The 15,579-nt window shown below is 73.0% G+C and carries 12 protein-coding genes and 1 tRNA gene; 6 read left to right on the top strand and 7 right to left on the bottom strand.

Features of this window, described 5'->3' with window-relative positions:
• Positions 1-114: 114 nt before the first annotated feature.
• Entirely contained in the window at positions 115-1,443 is a 1,329-nt protein-coding gene (locus ACZ7DY_RS24945; RefSeq protein ID WP_471138549.1) for an aminotransferase-like domain-containing protein, read from the bottom strand.
• A gap of 214 nt (positions 1,444-1,657) precedes the next feature.
• On the opposite strand from ACZ7DY_RS24945, the gene ACZ7DY_RS24940 reads away from it, so the two are divergent.
• The 3 genes from ACZ7DY_RS24940 to ACZ7DY_RS24930 all read left to right on the top strand — a co-directional run bounded on the left by ACZ7DY_RS24940 (position 1,658) and on the right by ACZ7DY_RS24930 (position 4,557).
• Positions 1,658-2,476, top strand: a complete 819-nt coding sequence (locus ACZ7DY_RS24940) for an alpha/beta fold hydrolase (protein ID WP_471138547.1) — start codon at positions 1,658-1,660, stop codon at positions 2,474-2,476.
• Positions 2,477-2,584: 108 nt separating this feature from the next.
• Positions 2,585-3,949, top strand: a complete 1,365-nt coding sequence (locus ACZ7DY_RS24935; RefSeq protein ID WP_471138546.1) for a sensor histidine kinase — start codon at positions 2,585-2,587, stop codon at positions 3,947-3,949.
• Positions 3,913-4,557, top strand: coding sequence for a LuxR C-terminal-related transcriptional regulator (locus tag ACZ7DY_RS24930; protein WP_471138544.1), 645 nt, complete (start codon positions 3,913-3,915; stop codon positions 4,555-4,557). Before ACZ7DY_RS24935 ends, ACZ7DY_RS24930 begins: the two co-directional genes overlap by 37 nt.
• A gap of 248 nt (positions 4,558-4,805) precedes the next feature.
• Here ACZ7DY_RS24930 and ACZ7DY_RS24925 read toward each other — a convergent pair whose 3' ends face one another.
• Positions 4,806-5,594, bottom strand: a complete 789-nt coding sequence (locus ACZ7DY_RS24925) for an SDR family NAD(P)-dependent oxidoreductase (protein ID WP_471138542.1) — start codon at positions 5,592-5,594, stop codon at positions 4,806-4,808.
• A 127-nt stretch (positions 5,595-5,721) separates the two neighbouring features.
• Positions 5,722-6,282 (bottom strand): cupin domain-containing protein, encoded by a 561-nt coding sequence (locus tag ACZ7DY_RS24920; protein WP_471138540.1) that lies wholly within the window; start codon positions 6,280-6,282, stop codon positions 5,722-5,724.
• Between the two features lie 422 nt (positions 6,283-6,704).
• Between ACZ7DY_RS24920 and ACZ7DY_RS24915 the strand changes: the two genes are divergently transcribed.
• From ACZ7DY_RS24915 to ACZ7DY_RS24905, 3 genes are all read left to right on the top strand, one after another.
• Positions 6,705-7,493, top strand: coding sequence for a serine/threonine-protein kinase (locus ACZ7DY_RS24915; RefSeq protein WP_471138538.1), 789 nt, complete (start codon positions 6,705-6,707; stop codon positions 7,491-7,493).
• 242 nt (positions 7,494-7,735) lie between these two features.
• Positions 7,736-8,530, top strand: a complete 795-nt coding sequence (locus tag ACZ7DY_RS24910) for an RICIN domain-containing protein (protein WP_471138537.1) — start codon at positions 7,736-7,738, stop codon at positions 8,528-8,530.
• 73 nt (positions 8,531-8,603) lie between these two features.
• A complete protein-coding gene (locus ACZ7DY_RS24905; RefSeq protein ID WP_471138535.1) occupies positions 8,604-8,945 on the top strand; it encodes a VOC family protein in 342 nt (113 codons plus the stop codon).
• A 54-nt stretch (positions 8,946-8,999) separates the two neighbouring features.
• On the opposite strand, the gene ACZ7DY_RS24900 is transcribed toward ACZ7DY_RS24905, so the two are convergent.
• The 4 genes from ACZ7DY_RS24900 to tmk form a co-directional block, all read right to left on the bottom strand.
• Positions 9,000-9,076 (bottom strand) — tRNA-Thr (locus tag ACZ7DY_RS24900).
• Positions 9,077-9,161: 85 nt separating this feature from the next.
• A complete protein-coding gene (locus tag ACZ7DY_RS24895; RefSeq protein WP_471138534.1) occupies positions 9,162-10,739 on the bottom strand; it encodes an alpha/beta hydrolase in 1,578 nt (525 codons plus the stop codon).
• 126 nt (positions 10,740-10,865) lie between these two features.
• Complete coding sequence (locus ACZ7DY_RS24890) at positions 10,866-12,071, bottom strand: DNA polymerase III subunit delta' (RefSeq protein WP_471138532.1); 1,206 nt, start codon at positions 12,069-12,071, stop codon at positions 10,866-10,868.
• A gap of 149 nt (positions 12,072-12,220) precedes the next feature.
• Positions 12,221-15,424: a dTMP kinase gene (tmk, locus tag ACZ7DY_RS24885; RefSeq protein WP_471138530.1), complete on the bottom strand. Its 3,204-nt coding sequence runs from the start codon at positions 15,422-15,424 to the stop codon at positions 12,221-12,223.
• Positions 15,425-15,579 lie beyond the last annotated feature (155 nt).

Raw genomic sequence — 15,579 nt, 5'->3', positions numbered from 1 at the left:
GGCCGGAGAACGAAAAACCGCCCCCGCCAGAAGACAAAGGTCGTACCCACCATCCCTCTCAAGACGTACGGGTCAAGACGTACGGGCCACCCCTCCCACCCCCGTCCCCTCCCCTCACCCCGCGACAATCCCCGCAAGCGCCCCCAGCGCCCCCGCGAGGACGTCCAACGGCGGTGACGCGAGGCCGATCCGCACGGCGTCCGGTGCGGAACTGCTACCCGTGACGAAGGCCGAGCCGGGCGTGACGGCGATGCCACGCTCGGCCGCCGCCGCGACGAAGGTCTCGGCCCGCCACGGCGAGGGCAGCTCCCACCAGCAGTAATAAGCACGAGGATCGGTACGGAACCGTCCCCTCACCCCCGCCTCGATCAGCCGCTCCCGCACGATCCGGTGCCGCAGGGCCGCGTCGGCGCGCTTCGCCGCGACCAGCGCGTCGACGGTCCCGTCGGCCACCCACCGCACGGCCGCCGCCAGATTGAACGCCCCCGCCGTCCACGCCCCGGACCGCAGGCTGCGCGCGAGGGCGTCCAGATGGGCGGCGGGGGCGGCGAGCGTGCCGACGGTGAGGCCGGGCGCGAGTCGCTTGGAGAGGCTGTCGACGAAGATGACCCGCCCGGGCAGCCGGGCGGCGAGCGGAGCGGGCGCGTCCGGCGCGAGGAACCCCCACGTGCCGTCCTCCACGGCGAGCAGCCCCAACTCCTCAAGAACTTGGACGAGTTGATCCCTGCGCTCCTCGTCCGCCGTCACCGACAGCGGATTCTGCAGGGTCGGCTGTACGTAGACGCCGCTGAGGGAGGACCGCCGGTGGGCGTCGGCGAGCGCGCCGGGCAGCATGCCCTGCTCGTCCATCGCGATCGGCACGAGCCGCACGCCCAGCTGCGTGGCGATGGCCTTGACCAGGGGATATGTCACTTCCTCGACACCGATCCGGCTGCCCGGGCGGGCCAGCGAGGCGAGCGCGGCGGCGATGGCCTGTCGGCTGTTCCCGGCGAACAGCACGCGCTCCGGCTCCGGCCGCCAGCCGCTCCGCGCCAGTACGGAGGCAGCGGCCTCCCGCGCCTCCGGGGTCCCGGCGGGCGCGGCGGTCCGGGTCGCCTCCAGCAGCACGTCGGCCCGCAGCAACGGTGCGAGGGACCTGCCCATCAGCTCCGACTGGCCTTCCGTCACCGGGTAGTTGAGTTCGAGGTTGACGGCCGGATGTGCGGGCGCGCCAGGCGGGCCCTCGGTCAGGGCGGCGCCACCGGGGTGCGGTGCGGCGGCCCGTACGAAGGTGCCGCGCCCGACCTCCCCGACGACCAGGCCGCGCCGCGCGAGCTCCCCGTACACGCGTATGGCCGTGGAGTTGGCAATCCGGCGCCGCCGGGCGAAGACGCGCTGCGGCGGCAGCTGTTCACCGGCGCGCAGCACGCCGGACTCGATCTCCCGCGCCACGTCGTCGGCCACGCGCCGATAGTCCTCACGCCGCACCTCACGCACCCCATCCCCATGCCCATCCCGGCCTCAGCCCCGAGCTCGACCTCCGGGCTCGACCCCCGGCCACCCGACCACACCCGCCCCCACCCGATCGCCCCCCCCCGATCGCGCCCACCCCCACCCGATTGCACCGAGAGCAAAGATCCTATTGCACCGACCAGTTGGGCCCGCCTAGCCTCCCCCCATGGCAACCGCACAGCTCAACGGCATCACCATCGGTTACGACGACGAGGGCGGCAGCACAGACGGAGTCGGGGGCGTCCTCGTCCTTCTCCACGGTCACCCCTTCGACCGTTCCATGTGGGCCCCGCAGCGCGCCGCACTCGCGGCGACGCACCGCGTCATCACCCCGGACCTGCGCGGCTACGGTGAGTCCACCGTCGTCCCCGGCACCACCGGCTTCGCGACCTTCGCCGAGGACCTCGCCGCACTCCTCGACCACCTGGGTGTACGGGAGTTCGCGCTCGGGGGCCTCTCCATGGGCGGCCAGATCGTCATGGAGTGCTACCGCCTCTTCCCGCGGCGCATCACCGGACTCCTCCTCGCGGACACCTTCCCCGCGGCCGAGACCCCGGAGGGCAAGGCCGCCCGCAACGCCCTCGCCGACCGTCTCCTGGCGGAGGGCATGAAGGGGTACGCGGACGAGGTACGGGACAAGATGGTGGCCCCGTACAACACGGAGGCGTCCGCGTACGTCCACCGCATGATGATGGCCGCACCGCCGGAGGGAGCAGCGGCGGCGCTGCGCGGTCGGGCCGAACGCCCGGACTACCGCGACCTGTTGACCCGCGCCGACGTCCCGTCGCTCGTGGTGGTGGGACGCGACGACACGTACACCCCGGTCTCCGACGCCGAGGCCATGTACGCCGCGCTCCCCGACTCCGCGCTGCACGTCGTCGAATCGGCGGCCCATATGCCGAACCTCGAACGCCCCGACGAGTTCAACGCGGCCCTCCGCACCTGGCTGACCCGCGTCTCCCCCGCCGCGCGCACCCGCTCCTGAAGAGGGGAGTTTTTACCACCGACTTCCTCCCCCGCCCCGCCCGATAATGAACCGCGGACCGCGCGAAAGAGCATGAAACCGCAGTTCAGCCACGCGAGGGGGAAGTCCATGACCGCAGGACACGAGGCCGGCCGAACCGCCGGCACCAGAAGCACCACTACCGCCGCCTTCAGACGCTCCCTCCTCCTCTGGGCCCTCTCCCTGAAGGCGTTCTGGATATCCCTCTGGATCACCCTCTGGATGGCCCACTCCCACCTCCTCTTCGGGAGCGGCCCCCACGCCAAGCTGCTGCCCGGCCTGATGAGAAGCGTGCGGAGGCTCGCGGACCGGCAGCGTGCGCTGGCCGAGGAGTGGTCGGGCAAGGAATTCCCCGCGCCCTACGGCGAGTTGCCCACAACTGACCAAGGGCGCGCCCTGCGCGCCAAGTTGGCGGCCAAGGAGGGTCAGGTATGGCGGGACTGGCGCTGGGCCGGCATCGACCCGTACGTCGGCGGCCTGATCGCCTTCGGGCCGCTCGCCCTGGTGATCAGCGGCGTGTGGGGCCTGGCCACGGCGGTGTTCGGCGTGGACCTCTCCCGGGGGTGGGACAGCGTCTGGTACCTCTTCGTGCCGGTGCGGAACGGGCCCACGGCCGGCCTCGCGGGCGTGCTCGGCGCCCTGCAGTTCCCGCTCGCGCTCTACTGGGCCGCGCCCCGCGCCGTCCGGCTGCACGAACGGTACCTGCGCGCGATGCTCGCCCCGAGCGAGAGCGAACTGCGCGCGGAAATGGCCGAGATGGCGCACCGCATCGACCACCTCACCACCACCCGCTCCGCCGCCGCCGACACACAGCAGGCGGAGATCCGCCGCATCGAACGCGACCTGCACGACGGCGCACAGGTCCGGCTCGTGGCGATGGGCATGACGCTCGACGCCGCCGAGCACCTCCTGGAGTCCGACCCCGCCGCCGTACGCACCCTGCTCGCGGAGGCCCGCGAGAACTCCACCAAGGCGCTGCAGGAACTGCGTGACCTGGTGCGCGGCATCCACCCGCCGGTCCTCGCGGACCGCGGACTGGCCGACGCGGTACGGTCCCTGGCGATGATCAGCCCTCTCAGCACCGAGGTCGTCACCGACCTGCCCGCGCGCCCCGAGCCGCCGGTGGAGTCGGCCGCGTACTTCGCCGTCTCGGAGATCCTCGCCAATGCCGCCAAGCACTCCGGCGCGGAGCGCGCCTGGATCGACATCCGCCACGACGGCGGCGGCAGCGACGACAATGGGAGTGGGAGTGGCAGCGGCACCCTGCGCGTCACCGTCACCGACGACGGTCATGGCGGCGCCGACGCCTCCCGCGGCTCGGGGCTGCGGGGCATCGAGCAGCGGCTCGCGACCTTCGACGGCGTCCTCGCCGTGAGCAGCCCGCCCGGCGGCCCGACCATGGTGACGCTGGAGGTGCCGTGCGCGTTGTCCTCGCCGAAGACCACTTCCTCCTGAGGGACGGCCTCAGCAGGCTGCTCACCGCCTTCGGGCACGAGGTGGCCGCGGCCGTCGACAACGGCCCCGACCTGCTCGCCGCGCTCACGGAGCTGCGCCCGGACGTCGCGGTCGTCGACGTCCGGCTGCCGCCGGACTTCAGCGACGAGGGCCTGCGCGCCGCGGTGACCGCCCGGACACGGGTCCCGGGCCTGCCGGTCCTGCTGCTCTCGCAGTACGTGGAGCCTTTGTACGCCCATGAGTTGCTGGCGACGGGTTCCGCCGGGGTCGGTTACGTCCTGAAGGACCGGGTGTCGAACGGCGCGGCATTCATCTCGGCGATCGAACGCGTCGCCGCGGGCGGCACCGCCATGGACCCCGAGGTGGTCTCCCAGCTCCTGGTCCGCAAGGGCCGCGACGCCGCCATGGCCTCGCTCACCTCACGCGAGCGCGAGGTCCTGGAGTGCCTGGCGCAGGGGCGCTCCAACGCGGGCATCGCGGAAGCCCTGTTCATCTCCGAGAAGGCCGTGGCCAAGCACATCGGCAACATCTTCCCCAAGCTGGGCCTGCCGCCCTCGGACACCGACAACCGCCGGGTCCTCGCGGTCCTGGCCTACCTGGACCGCTGACCCGGCGCCCCCTCCCCCCTCCCCCGTCACCAGCCGGGCCGCTCCCCCTCCACCAACCGGGCCGCTCCCTTGCAGCGTGCCCGCGTACGAGGAGTTCTCGGCGAGCATCGTCGGGCCTCGCCCGCGCGGATCGCCGTCACCGCGGGCGCGGGTGACTCCACGAGGACGCTGAACGGCACGCCGAGCGCGACGGCCGGCGCCCCGAGCGTCTCGATGCCGGGGTTGCCGCATGAACCGGGCCGCTCCCCTCACCAACCGGGCCGCGCCCCGACCCCGCCATCCACGACCAGGTCCGTCCCGGTGATCCAGGACGCCGCGTCCGAGGCGAGGAAGACACACGCGTCACCGATGTCCTCGGGCCGCCCGAGCCGGCCGAGCGGCGCCGCCCCGGTCCACCGCTCCACGCCCTCGGCCCAGTCCTGGGCGAGTCCCGGCCGGTCGATCAGGCCCGGCGAGACGGTGTTGACGCGGATGCCGCGCGGCCCGTACTCCAGGGCCGCCGAGCGGGCGAACATGATCAGGGCGGCCTTGGACGCGCTGTAGTGCGCGTGCCCGGGCGCGGGACGCGTCCCCTCGATGGACGCGATGTGCGTCACCGTGCCGCCGCCGGCCTGCCCGGCCATGAGCCCGGCGGCGGCCTGCGTGCAGCAGAACGCGCCCGTCACGTTCGCCTCCGCCACCGCCCGCCAGTCCGCGGCCGTCATGTCGGCGAGGTCCAGCACCGGTTGGATCCCTGCGCAGTTGACCAGCGCGTCCAGGCGCCCGCGCCACGCGTACGCGGCCTCCACGAGGCGATGGCACTCCTCCTCCCGCGTCAGATCCGCCGGTACGGCGACGGCGTCCCCGCCCGCATCGACGATCTGCCGGACCAGCTCCTCGGCGCGCTCGCCGCCCCGCCGGTGGTGGACGACGACGGCGGCACCGGCCTGGACGAACCGCCGGACGACCCCGGCACCGATACCGCCGCTCGCCCCGGTGACCAGGGCGACGCGCCCGCCGAGCCCGGGCAGCGAGTCGTCACGCCCGAAGCCGGCCACGGCCTCCGGGGAACTACCAGGGCTCCGGCCACGGCTCCGGCCGCGGCGCCGCTCCCCGGACACACCACCGCCACCGCCACCTCCCCCACCACCATGGCCACCACCGCCATGGCCGACGAGCCTCTCCTCACCCATGCAGGTCACTCCCGTCCGTCCGCATCCGCAGCGGGTGCCCCGGCCGGCACAGTTCCCGGATGAGCTCGGCGCGCCCCGGGTACCGCGCGCTCAGCGTCTCGGGGTCCCCGCCCTCGTAGTCCTCCTCGACGAACCCGGGCGCCATGGTCGTCCCGAAGAGCGACCACCCGCACCGCCCGCCGGCCCTGACCCGCGCCCCCATCCACGTCCCGGCGGGAACCACCAACTGCACGCGCCCACCGGCACCGAGCAACACAGTGCCGTCGGTGCCGTCGATGCTGTCGGTGCCGTCGGGGGCGAGGAGGAGCATCTCCAGCGCGTCGCCCTCGTAGAAGTGCCAGACCTCGTCGATCGGCAGCCGGTGCAGGGCGGAGAAGTCGCCGGGGGCCGTGGTGAGCAGGGCGATGATCGCCGACCCGGTGGGGCGCCCGGCGGCGTCCGGAGGTCCGGCCCAGGTCCGCCGGAACAGCCCGCCCTCCACGGGCAGCGGCCGCAACCCGTGGCGCGCGGCCACCTCTTCGGCGGTCTCAGCCGTCTCACACGTACGTGCCACGTCTGTCTCATGTGCCTCATGCGCCTGGGCCATGGTCGATCGCTCCCCGGTCCGAGTACTTCGTAACCAGAATCGATTTTCCGAAAGTTCTTCCGATCGGGCCGATCAATGGGCCAGACTGTGGACCCGGTCACGGGGGGCCGGTGAACGGGGAGAGCGTGAACGGGGCAGGCGGGGCAGGCGGGGCAGGCGGGGCAGGCGGACCGAACGGTACGCACGGGGAACCCAGCGAAGAAAAGGGACCCGACCAACAGGGCACCCACCAGAACACCAACAGCCAAAGCCAAGACCAGAACCAAGGCCAAAGCGCCGACGCGCAACCGGCCTTCGACCTGACGGGCAGCGGCGCCGAGCCCCTGCGTCCGCATGACCCGCGACGCATAGGCCCGATCCCGCTGGTGGGCCGGCTCGGGGCCGGCGGCATGGGACGGGTGTACCTCGGGGTGGTCGACGGACGGTACGCCGCCGTCAAGCAGATGCTGGCCTCGGTCGTCGCCGAGGACCGCGGCTTCCTGCGCCGCTTCGGGCAGGAGATGGACAACCTCGCGCGGCTCCCCGCCGAGGCCACCGCGCCCCTCCTCGCCAGTGACCGCGACGCCGAACCCCCTTGGTTCGCAACGGAGTACGTGCCCGGCATCACCCTCTCCGAAGCGGTGGAGGACCACGGCGGCGCCCCGTCCGACGCGCTGTCCGGCGACGCCCTGTGGCTGCTGCTGCGCGAGGTCGCCGCGGGCCTGACGGCCGTACACGGCCACGACATGGTGCACCGCGACCTCAAACCGTCGAACGTCATGCTGACCCTCGACGGCGTCACCCTGATCGACTTCGGCATCGCCCGCGCCGCCGAGCAGAGCCAGCTGACACAGACCGGTCTCGTCGTCGGCACCCCCGCGTACATGTCGCCCGAACAGGCCTCGGGGAAACGGCGGTTGACCAGCGCCTCCGACATCTTCGCGCTGGGCCTCCTCGTCGGTTACGCGGCGAGCGGCCGCTGGCCGTTCACGGACGCGGGCGAGGGCAGCCCGCTCTACCGCATCGTGCACGACGAGCCCGACCTGACGCCGCTGCGCGAGCGCGACGCCGAACTCGCCGAACTCGTCGCGACCTGCCTCGACAAGGACCCCGAGGGCCGCCCGACCGCCCCCGAACTGCTGGCACTCGCCGACCGGCACGCCCCACCGCCCGCCCCGGTCTGGCCGGCCCCGTCATGAACTTGCTGACGGAACGAGCGACGTTCGCGGCAGGAGCCCCGAAAACACTCCCGGCCCCCGAACCCACCACACCCCTCCTCACCCCAACACCCGCACCCCCTGCAACACCTGCATCCCCCGCAACAACACCCCCACCCCCCTCCCCCGCCCTCGACCCCACCCCTCAGACGAAGCCCGACGCGACCCGCCCCCCGCGGCGCGAGCGCCGACGCACCCGCATCCTCCTGGCCGCCGTCCCGGTCGTGGTGGTCGCCGCGGGGACGACCATCGCTCTCCAGAACCTGCCGTACGTCACGGGCCCGGACAGCGCGGCCGGTTCGACGCCGTCCTCCGCGGTCACGGCCCCGGCCGACCCCACGGGCAAGGACGAAGCGAAGCCGGCGGCGAAGAAGTCGAAGGACGCGAAAGACAAAAAAGGCAAAAAGAACGGCAAGGACGACAAAGACGATAAGAACGACAAGAAGAACCCGTCACGCGACGGAGACTCCGACGACGGCGCGGCAGGCTCCGGGGGCAAGGACGGAAGCAAGGACAAGGACGGTTCGACCACGCCGGGCGGATCGGGGAACGACGACTCGTCCGGCTCGGGCGCGGGCTCACCCGGCGGCGGATCGGGGGACTCGGACGGAGCGGGCGGATCCGGAAACGGCGGCGGCTCCGGCGACTCCGGCGGCACCCCCTCGTCGGGCCCCTTCCGCCTGAAGAACGCGGACAGCGACGCATGCCTGATCCAGGTGTACGGCTCGGCCGACGACGGCAGCTGCGGCGATGCGAGCTCCACCTGGAAGACGGTGAGCGCGGCGAACAACACGTTCAAGGTCGTCAACAAGAACTCGGGCTCGTGCCTGTACGCCAACATGCTCGGCCAGGCCGTCTTCGTCGGCAACTGCGCCCAGGGCAGCGCCCTCTGGCGCTGGGGCTCGGGCAGCACCCTGAAGAACACGAGCAACGGCGGCTGCCTGGACCTGCCCTTCGGAGGCGGCGTCAGCACGGCGACCTGCTCATCGGGCAAGGCCTCCCAGCGCTGGTCGAGGTGACCGCCCCCGCACCGCACCCCGGCCCCAGCGCGCTCATCCACCGCCCCGGGGGCCCCGGACCTACCATGGCGTCATGGCCCTGGACCTCTTCGCAGGCATCCCCGTGGACGACTACGCGACGGCGCTGACCTGGTACGAACGGCTTCTCGGCACCCCGCCGACCTTTGTCGCGGGCGACACGGAGGCGGTGTGGCAGCTCGCGGAACACAGATCACTCGTCATCGAACACCGCCCCGAACACGCCGGCCACGCCCTGCACACCCTCTTCGTCGACGACCTGGACGCCCTGATCGAGGGGGTCACGGGCCGGGGCCTGACCCCAAGAGTCCGCGAAACGTACGCGAACGGCGTCCGCAAGGTCACCTACCAGGACCCGGAAGGCAACGAAATCAGCTTCGGCGCCACCCCGCACTGACCCCAGAGCAACGAAAAAACCCCAGGCCAGATGAGATCTGACCTGGGGTTCCAATGGAGCCGCCTTCGGGATTCGAACCCGAGACCTACGCATTACGAGTGCGTTGCTCTGGCCATCTGAGCTAAGGCGGCGCGCCGTCCCGCACCATGGTGCGATCAGCAACGCGGCCAAGTCTACACAGTTTTCGGGGGTGCTCCGCACACCCCCCTGTGACGGCTATGAGCAGCGCTTTCCGTCCTTGGGGACCGTGCCCTTCAGGAGGTAGGCGTTGATCGTGGAGTCGACGCACTCGCTGCCGCGGCCGTACGCCGTGTGGCCGTCGCCCTCGTAGGTGAGGAGGTGGCCGGAGGAGAGCTGGGAGGCCAGGGCCTTCGCCCAGCGGTAGGGGGTGGCGGGGTCGCGGGTGGTGCCCGCCACGACGATCGGGGCGGCGCCCTTCGCCTCGATGCGGTGCGGGACGCCCGTGGCCCGCACCGGCCAGTACGTGCAGTTCAGCGAGGTCCAGGCGAGGCCCTCGCCGAAGACCGGGGATGCCTTCTCGAAGGCGGGCAGTGCCTTCTTCACGTCGGCGGGGGAGTCGAAGGAGGGCGGCAGGTCCAGGCAGTTCACGGCGGCGTTGGCGAACATGAGGTTCGCGTACGTCCCGTCGCCGTCCCGCTCGTAGTAGCCGTCGGAGAGGGCGAGGAGGCCCGAGCCGTTCCTCTCCTTCATCGCCGAGGCCAGCGCGTCGCGCAGCTGAGGCCAGCCCGCCTCGTCGTACATCGCCGCGATCACGCCCGTCGTGGCGAGCGCCTCACCGAGCACCCGGTTTCCGCTGCCCGTGGCCAGCGGCTTACGGTCCAGCCCGCCGAGGAAGGCCTTCAGGCGCCGGCCCGCGTCCTCGGGGCTCCTGGTGCCCAGCGGGCACTCCCCGCCGCGCGCCACGCAGTCCTTCGCGAAGGACCGGAACGCCGTCTCGAAGCCGGCGGTCTGCTCCTGGTTCATGCGGAGCGCGGGCAGCGAGGGGTCCATCGCGCCGTCCAGGACCAGGCGGCCCACCCGCTCGGGGTAGAGCTCGGCGTACGTCGCGCCGAGGAACGTCCCGTACGAGGCGCCGACGTACGACAGCTTCTCGTCGCCCAGCGCCGCGCGCAGGACGTCCATGTCGCGGGCCGCCTCGACCGTGGAGACGTGCGGCAGGATCTCGGCCGACCGCTTCTTGCAGCCGTCCGCGAACCTCTGGAAGGCGGTGCGCAGCTCGTCCGTCTCGCGCCGGTCGTCGGGGGTGACGTCGGTCTGCGTGAACGCGTCCATGCTCTTGCCGTCGAGGCAGGTGACGGGCTCGCTGCGGGCCACGCCGCGCGGGTCGACGGCGACCATGTCGTAGTGGGCGCGAACCTGTGCGGGGTAGCCCAGGCCCGCGTACGACTGGAGGTAGCCGATGGCCGAACCGCCGGGGCCTCCCGGGTTGACCAGGAGCGAGCCGAGGCGATCGTTCTTCTTGGTGGCCCGCTTGCGGGCGACCGCCAGCTTGATGTCGCCCGCCCCGGGCTTGGCGTAGTCGAGCGGGGCCTTCATCGAGGCGCATTCGAAGCCGGGGACTCCGCACGCGTGCCAGCGCAGCTTCTGCCCGTAGTACGGGGCAAGCTCGGCGGGCATCGCGCGGGACAGCGAGACGGGCGAGGCGTCGGCCGTCGAACTCGCCGACGAGCAGCCGGGGATGAGCAGCCCGGCGGTGACGAGCAGGGCGCCGCACGTGCGGAGAGAAAACTGACGGCTGCGACGGCTAGGGCGGCCGCGACGGCTGTTGTCCATCACGTGATAGTAACTCTCCGCGAGCAGGCGATCACACACCGCGCTCGTACGAGTGACTCGGTCAACCCTCGATCACCGGCGCCCGCGATCACGAGCACCCGGGCCGCGCGGCGCGTCCGTGCCGTGTCAGCCGGCCCGCAGTGCCACCGTCATCGCCTCCACCGCGAGGAGCGGCGCCACATTGCGGTCCAGAGCGGTGCGGCAGGCGCCGATGGCCTCGATGCGGCGCAGGGTCGACTCCGGCGAGGACTCCAGGGCCAGGCGCTGCAGCATGTCCTGCACCTCGGTGTTGGCGATCGCCACCCGCGAGCCGAGCTGGAGGGCGAGCACGTCACGGTAGAGCGCGGTCAGGTCGGTCAGCGCGAGGTCGAGGCTGTCGCGCTGCGTACGCGTCCTGCGGCGCTTCTGCCGGTCCTCCAGGTCCTTCATCACACCGGCCGTGCCGCGCGGCATGCGGCCGCCCTGAGCCGCGCCGAGGGCCGCCTTCAGCTCGTCGGTCTCCTTGGTGTCGACCTCCTCGGCGACCTGCTTCGCGTCCTCGGTCGCCGTGTCGATCAGCTCCTGTGCCGCCTTGAGGCAGCCGCCGATCTCCGAGACCCGCAGCGGGAGCTTGAGGACCGCGGCCCTGCGCTCACGCGCGCGTGGGTCGGTCGCGAGCCGCCGGGCACGCCCGATGTGTCCCTGCGTGGCGCGCGCCACGGCCGCCGCGACGTCCGGCTCGATGCCGTCTCTCCGGACGAGGATGTCGGCCACCGCGTCCACCGGAGGCGTACGCAGGGTCAGGTGGCGGCAGCGGGAGCGGATGGTCGGCAGCACGTCCTCCTGGGAGGGCGCGCAGAGCAGCCACACGGTGCGGGGGGCGGGCTCTTCGACGGCCTTCAGGAGGACGTTCCCCGCGCCCTCCGTGAGGCGGTCGGCGTCCTCCAGGACGATGACCTGCCAGCGTCCGACGGCGGGTGAGAGCTGGGCCCGCCGGACGAGCTCGCGGGTCTCCTTGACGCCGATGGACAGCATGTCCGTACGCACGACTTCCACGTCGGCGTGGGTGCCGATCAGGCTGGTGTGGCAGCCGTCGCAGAACCCGCAACCCGGGACGCCGCCGAGCGCGCGGTCGGGGCTGGTGCACTGCAGGGCGGCGGCGAAGGCACGCGCGGCGGTGGACCGGCCGGATCCCGGCGGGCCCGTGAACAGCCAGGCGTGCGTCATCTTCGACGACTCGGGCTGCGGCGCGTCGGACGCCGCCGCGGTCACCAGCGCGTCGGCGTCCCGGGCGGCGTCGCTCAGCTGCCGGCCCACCCGCTCCTGACCCACCAGGTCGTCCCACACGCTCATGGGGTCACCGCCTTACGCTGCGCTCTGCTCCGGCCCGGCCAGCCACCGGGCCCGGTCGGACACCGGACTGCCCATTGTGGAGGACGCCTCTGACAATCCCGTCCGACAAGCCCGGCCGACCATCCCGTCCGGCCGCCGGGCCGGGCGGCTCAGCGGCCCTTGCGGCCGCGCCGCCCCCGCCTGCCGTCGTCCTCGTCCTCGGCGTCCTCGTGCGACCCGAGCAATTCGTCCGCCAGCGACGGCAGATCGTCGAGCGGCGTCTCCTCCGCCCACTCGGAGCGGGGGCGCTGGGGCACGCCCATCTCGTCGACCTGCGGCAGTTCCCGGGTCCGGTCGTCCGAACCGTCGGGAGAGGGCGCCTGCGACGACGCCGACGACGGGCGCTCGTCCCGGAAGTAGCCGGGCGGCACCTTGTCCTCCGAGACGGTCGGCAGCACGGCCGTCTCGTCCGCGGACCCCGCGGGGGCGGGCGGCTGCGGCAGCACCTCGGTGTCCTCGGGGCCGATCGTCGGCAGGACGGCCGTCTCGTCGGTCGCCCCGGCAGGTGGCGGCGGCTTGACCACGGGCGTGGGCACGGTCGTCTCGTTGTCCGGTACGGACTCTTCCGCCGCGGAATCCGCCCGGCCCGCCTTCCGCCCGGCCCCGGACTTCGCAGAACCGGAGCCCGACGAACCGGAACCCGACGACCCGGAGGACGTCGAAGAAGCCGCCGCCGAAGGAGCCGAAGTCGAAGGAGCCGCCGCCGAAGATGCCGCCGCAGCCGCCGCCGCAGCCGCGGAAGCCGCCGCCAGCCGGCGCGCCTCCTCCGCCCGCAGCAGGGCCTCCTCCGCCTTGCGCTGCTTCTCCAGCCGCCGCTCCTCGGCCTCGGCCCGGCGCCGGGCCTCTTCCTCGGCCTCGCGGCGGCGCCGCTCCTCCTCGGCCTGCCGTGCCTTCTCCTCGGCGAGGAGCCTGGCCTGCTCCTCCTCGGCCCGCCGGCGCGCGTCCTCGGCGCGCTTCCTGGCCTCCTCGGCCTGCCGCTCGGCCTCGCGGCGCTGGGCCTCTTCCAGCTCGCGGCGCTTGCGCGCCTCCTCCTCGGCACGGAGCTTGGCGAGCTGCTCCTGGCGCTCGCGCTCCAGGCGCTCTTCCTCGGCCTTGCGCGCGGCCTCTTCCTCGGCCTTGCGCCGGGCCTCCTCCTCGGCGGCCTTGCGGGCCTCTTCCCTGGCCTTCACCTCGGCCTCGGAAAGGGGCAGCACCGTGTCGAGCCGGGCCCGGATCGCGGTCGTGACCGCCTCCGGCTCCTGGGCGCCGTCGACGATCAGGTACCGGCCGGGGTCACTGGAGGCGAGCGTGAGGAAACCGGAGCGCACGCGCGCGTGGAACTCGGCGGGCTCCGACTCCAGCCGGTCCGGCGCCTCCGTGAACCGCTCGCGGGCGGCCTCGGGCGAGACGTCGAGCAGGCACGTCAGGTTGGGTACGAGACCGCCGGTGGCCCAACGGTTGATGCGGGCGACCTCGGTCGGCGACAGGTCCCGTCCCGCGCCCTGGTAGGCGACGGACGAGTCGATGTAGCGGTCGGAGATGACCACGGCGCCGCGCTCCAGGGCGGGGCGCACGACCGTGTCGACGTGCTCCGCGCGGTCGGCGGCGTACAGGAGGGCTTCGGCGCGGTGCGAGAGCCCGGCCGAGGAGACGTCCAGGAGGATCGACCGCAGCCGCTTGCCGACGGGCGTCGCGCCCGGCTCGCGCGTGACGACGACCTCGTGCCCCTTGGCGCGGATCCACTCCGCGAGCGCCTCGGCCTGCGTCGACTTGCCGGCGCCGTCGCCGCCCTCGAGGGCGATGAAGAAGCCGGTGGCGCAGGGGGCCTGCACCGGGTCGTCGCCGCCGCGCAGCGCGTCGAGGAGGTCGTGCCGGAGCGGAACGCCCTGCCGGTCGTCGGCCTTGGCGAGGACCAGCGCCGCCACCGGCAGGAGCAGCGCGCCGACCAGCATCAGCGTGAAGGCGGCGCCCCCGTGGTCGAAGACGAACTTGCCGTTGACCATGCGGTGCGGGCCGATCGCGGCGGCGAGCACCGGGGCCACCAGCGCGCCGAGCGCGAGGAAGAGACGTACGACCGCGTGGAGGTGTTCCGTGGTGCGGGCCCTGCGGTGGTCCTCGACCTCCTGGTCGAGGAGCGCGTGCCCGGTGTTCGCGGCGGCGCCCGCGCTGAACCCCGCGAGGGCGAGGAGCAGCAGCACGGTCGTCACGTCGGGCACGAGGCCCGCGGCGAGCAGCGCGATGCCGGTCAGGGCGATGGCGAGGGCGAGGATCCGGCGGCGCGAGAGCGGGGGCAGCAGCTTCGGCGCCGTACGGATACCGACGGCCGTGCCCGCGGTGAGGGCGAGGACGATCAGGCCGTACGTGACGGGTCCACCGCCGAGGTCCTTGGCGTGCAGGACGGAGACGGCGACGGCCGCCGCGATGGCCGCGGCGACGGCGGCGCAGGCCGCGACGAGGAGCGGGATCGCGCCGGTGCGGCCCTTGTCGGTGCCGGCGGCGGTGCGCGGCCTGCGGAGCCCTTCGAGGGGGCTACGCGCGCGTGGCGTCTGCGTACCGGGAAGTTCGAGGAAGTAGACGATCGAGAGGGCGGCGGCGAAGAGGCCGGCCGCGACGAAGGAGGTCAGTCCCGCCTGGTGCAGCTCGAACCAGTCGAGGCCGGCCCCGAGGAGGTTGCCGACGAGCGTGACGGCGACGAGGATCGCGGCCGCGGCGGGCAGCGCGAGGAATCCCGTGCGCAGGGAGAGGCGCCGCAGCGCGTCCATGTGGTCGGGCAGCGGCCTTATCGTCGCGCCCTCCGGCGGCGGCGGGGGCAGCAGCGCGGGCGCCGCGCTCTCCCTGGCGACCGTCCAGAAGCGCTCGGCGACGCCGATGACGAAGGAGGTCACCAGGATCACCGCGAGGGCGTTGTCGGGGCTCCAGTCGATCCACAGGGGGGCGAGGACCAGCAGGGCGGCCCGCACTCCGTCGGCCCCGATCATCGTCCAGCGCCGGTCGAGCGGGCCGTCCGGTGAGGTGAGGGAGGTGAGGGGCCCGAGAAGCACCGCTCCGAAGAGCAGCGTCGCGAGGACGCGTGCTCCGAAGACAGCGGTCACGGCGAAAGCGGCGCCGCGGTAACCGCCGCCGAAGGCGCCCTCGGCGATGCTCGACTGGAGCGCGAGGATCACCAGGACGAGAAGCGCGAGAGCGTCGCCGACACTGTCGACCACATGGGCGCTCCACAGCCTCTTCAACTGCGGTACGCGCAGCAAGGCGCGGACGGCACGCTCTCGGGAATCTGCGACCAGGGCGTCGTCGGGGGCCGGGATTCCGGCCGTTGGCTGCTCGGCACGCGTCATCCGTCCAGCCTATCTGGACGGGCCGCTTCCCCGCCGAGCCACCCGAACAAACGACCGTCTGGTCCAGTTGCAGGCGGAACGTGCCGTTTCCGGAAGCGGAGCCGCACATATGCGTGTGCCGGGCGCCCGCGAGGGGCACCCGGCACACACAGAAA

This window comes from Streptomyces sp. NPDC037013, assembly GCF_055607265.1.
Note: the sequence above shows the minus strand (reverse complement) of the source record. Positions and strands in the feature narration are given on the sequence as shown.

Coding starts and splice junctions, on each gene's coding strand:
- ACZ7DY_RS24940 (WP_471138547.1), top strand. CDS start 1,658: ATGGCAACCGCACAGCTCAACGGCATCACCATCGGTTACGACGACGAG.
- ACZ7DY_RS24935 (WP_471138546.1), top strand. CDS start 2,585: ATGACCGCAGGACACGAGGCCGGCCGAACCGCCGGCACCAGAAGCACC.
- ACZ7DY_RS24915 (WP_471138538.1), top strand. CDS start 6,705: ATGGGACGGGTGTACCTCGGGGTGGTCGACGGACGGTACGCCGCCGTC.
- ACZ7DY_RS24905 (WP_471138535.1), top strand. CDS start 8,604: ATGGCCCTGGACCTCTTCGCAGGCATCCCCGTGGACGACTACGCGACG.
- ACZ7DY_RS24895 (WP_471138534.1), bottom strand. CDS start 10,739: ATGGACAACAGCCGTCGCGGCCGCCCTAGCCGTCGCAGCCGTCAGTTT.
- ACZ7DY_RS24890 (WP_471138532.1), bottom strand. CDS start 12,071: ATGAGCGTGTGGGACGACCTGGTGGGTCAGGAGCGGGTGGGCCGGCAG.
- tmk (WP_471138530.1), bottom strand. CDS start 15,424: ATGACGCGTGCCGAGCAGCCAACGGCCGGAATCCCGGCCCCCGACGAC.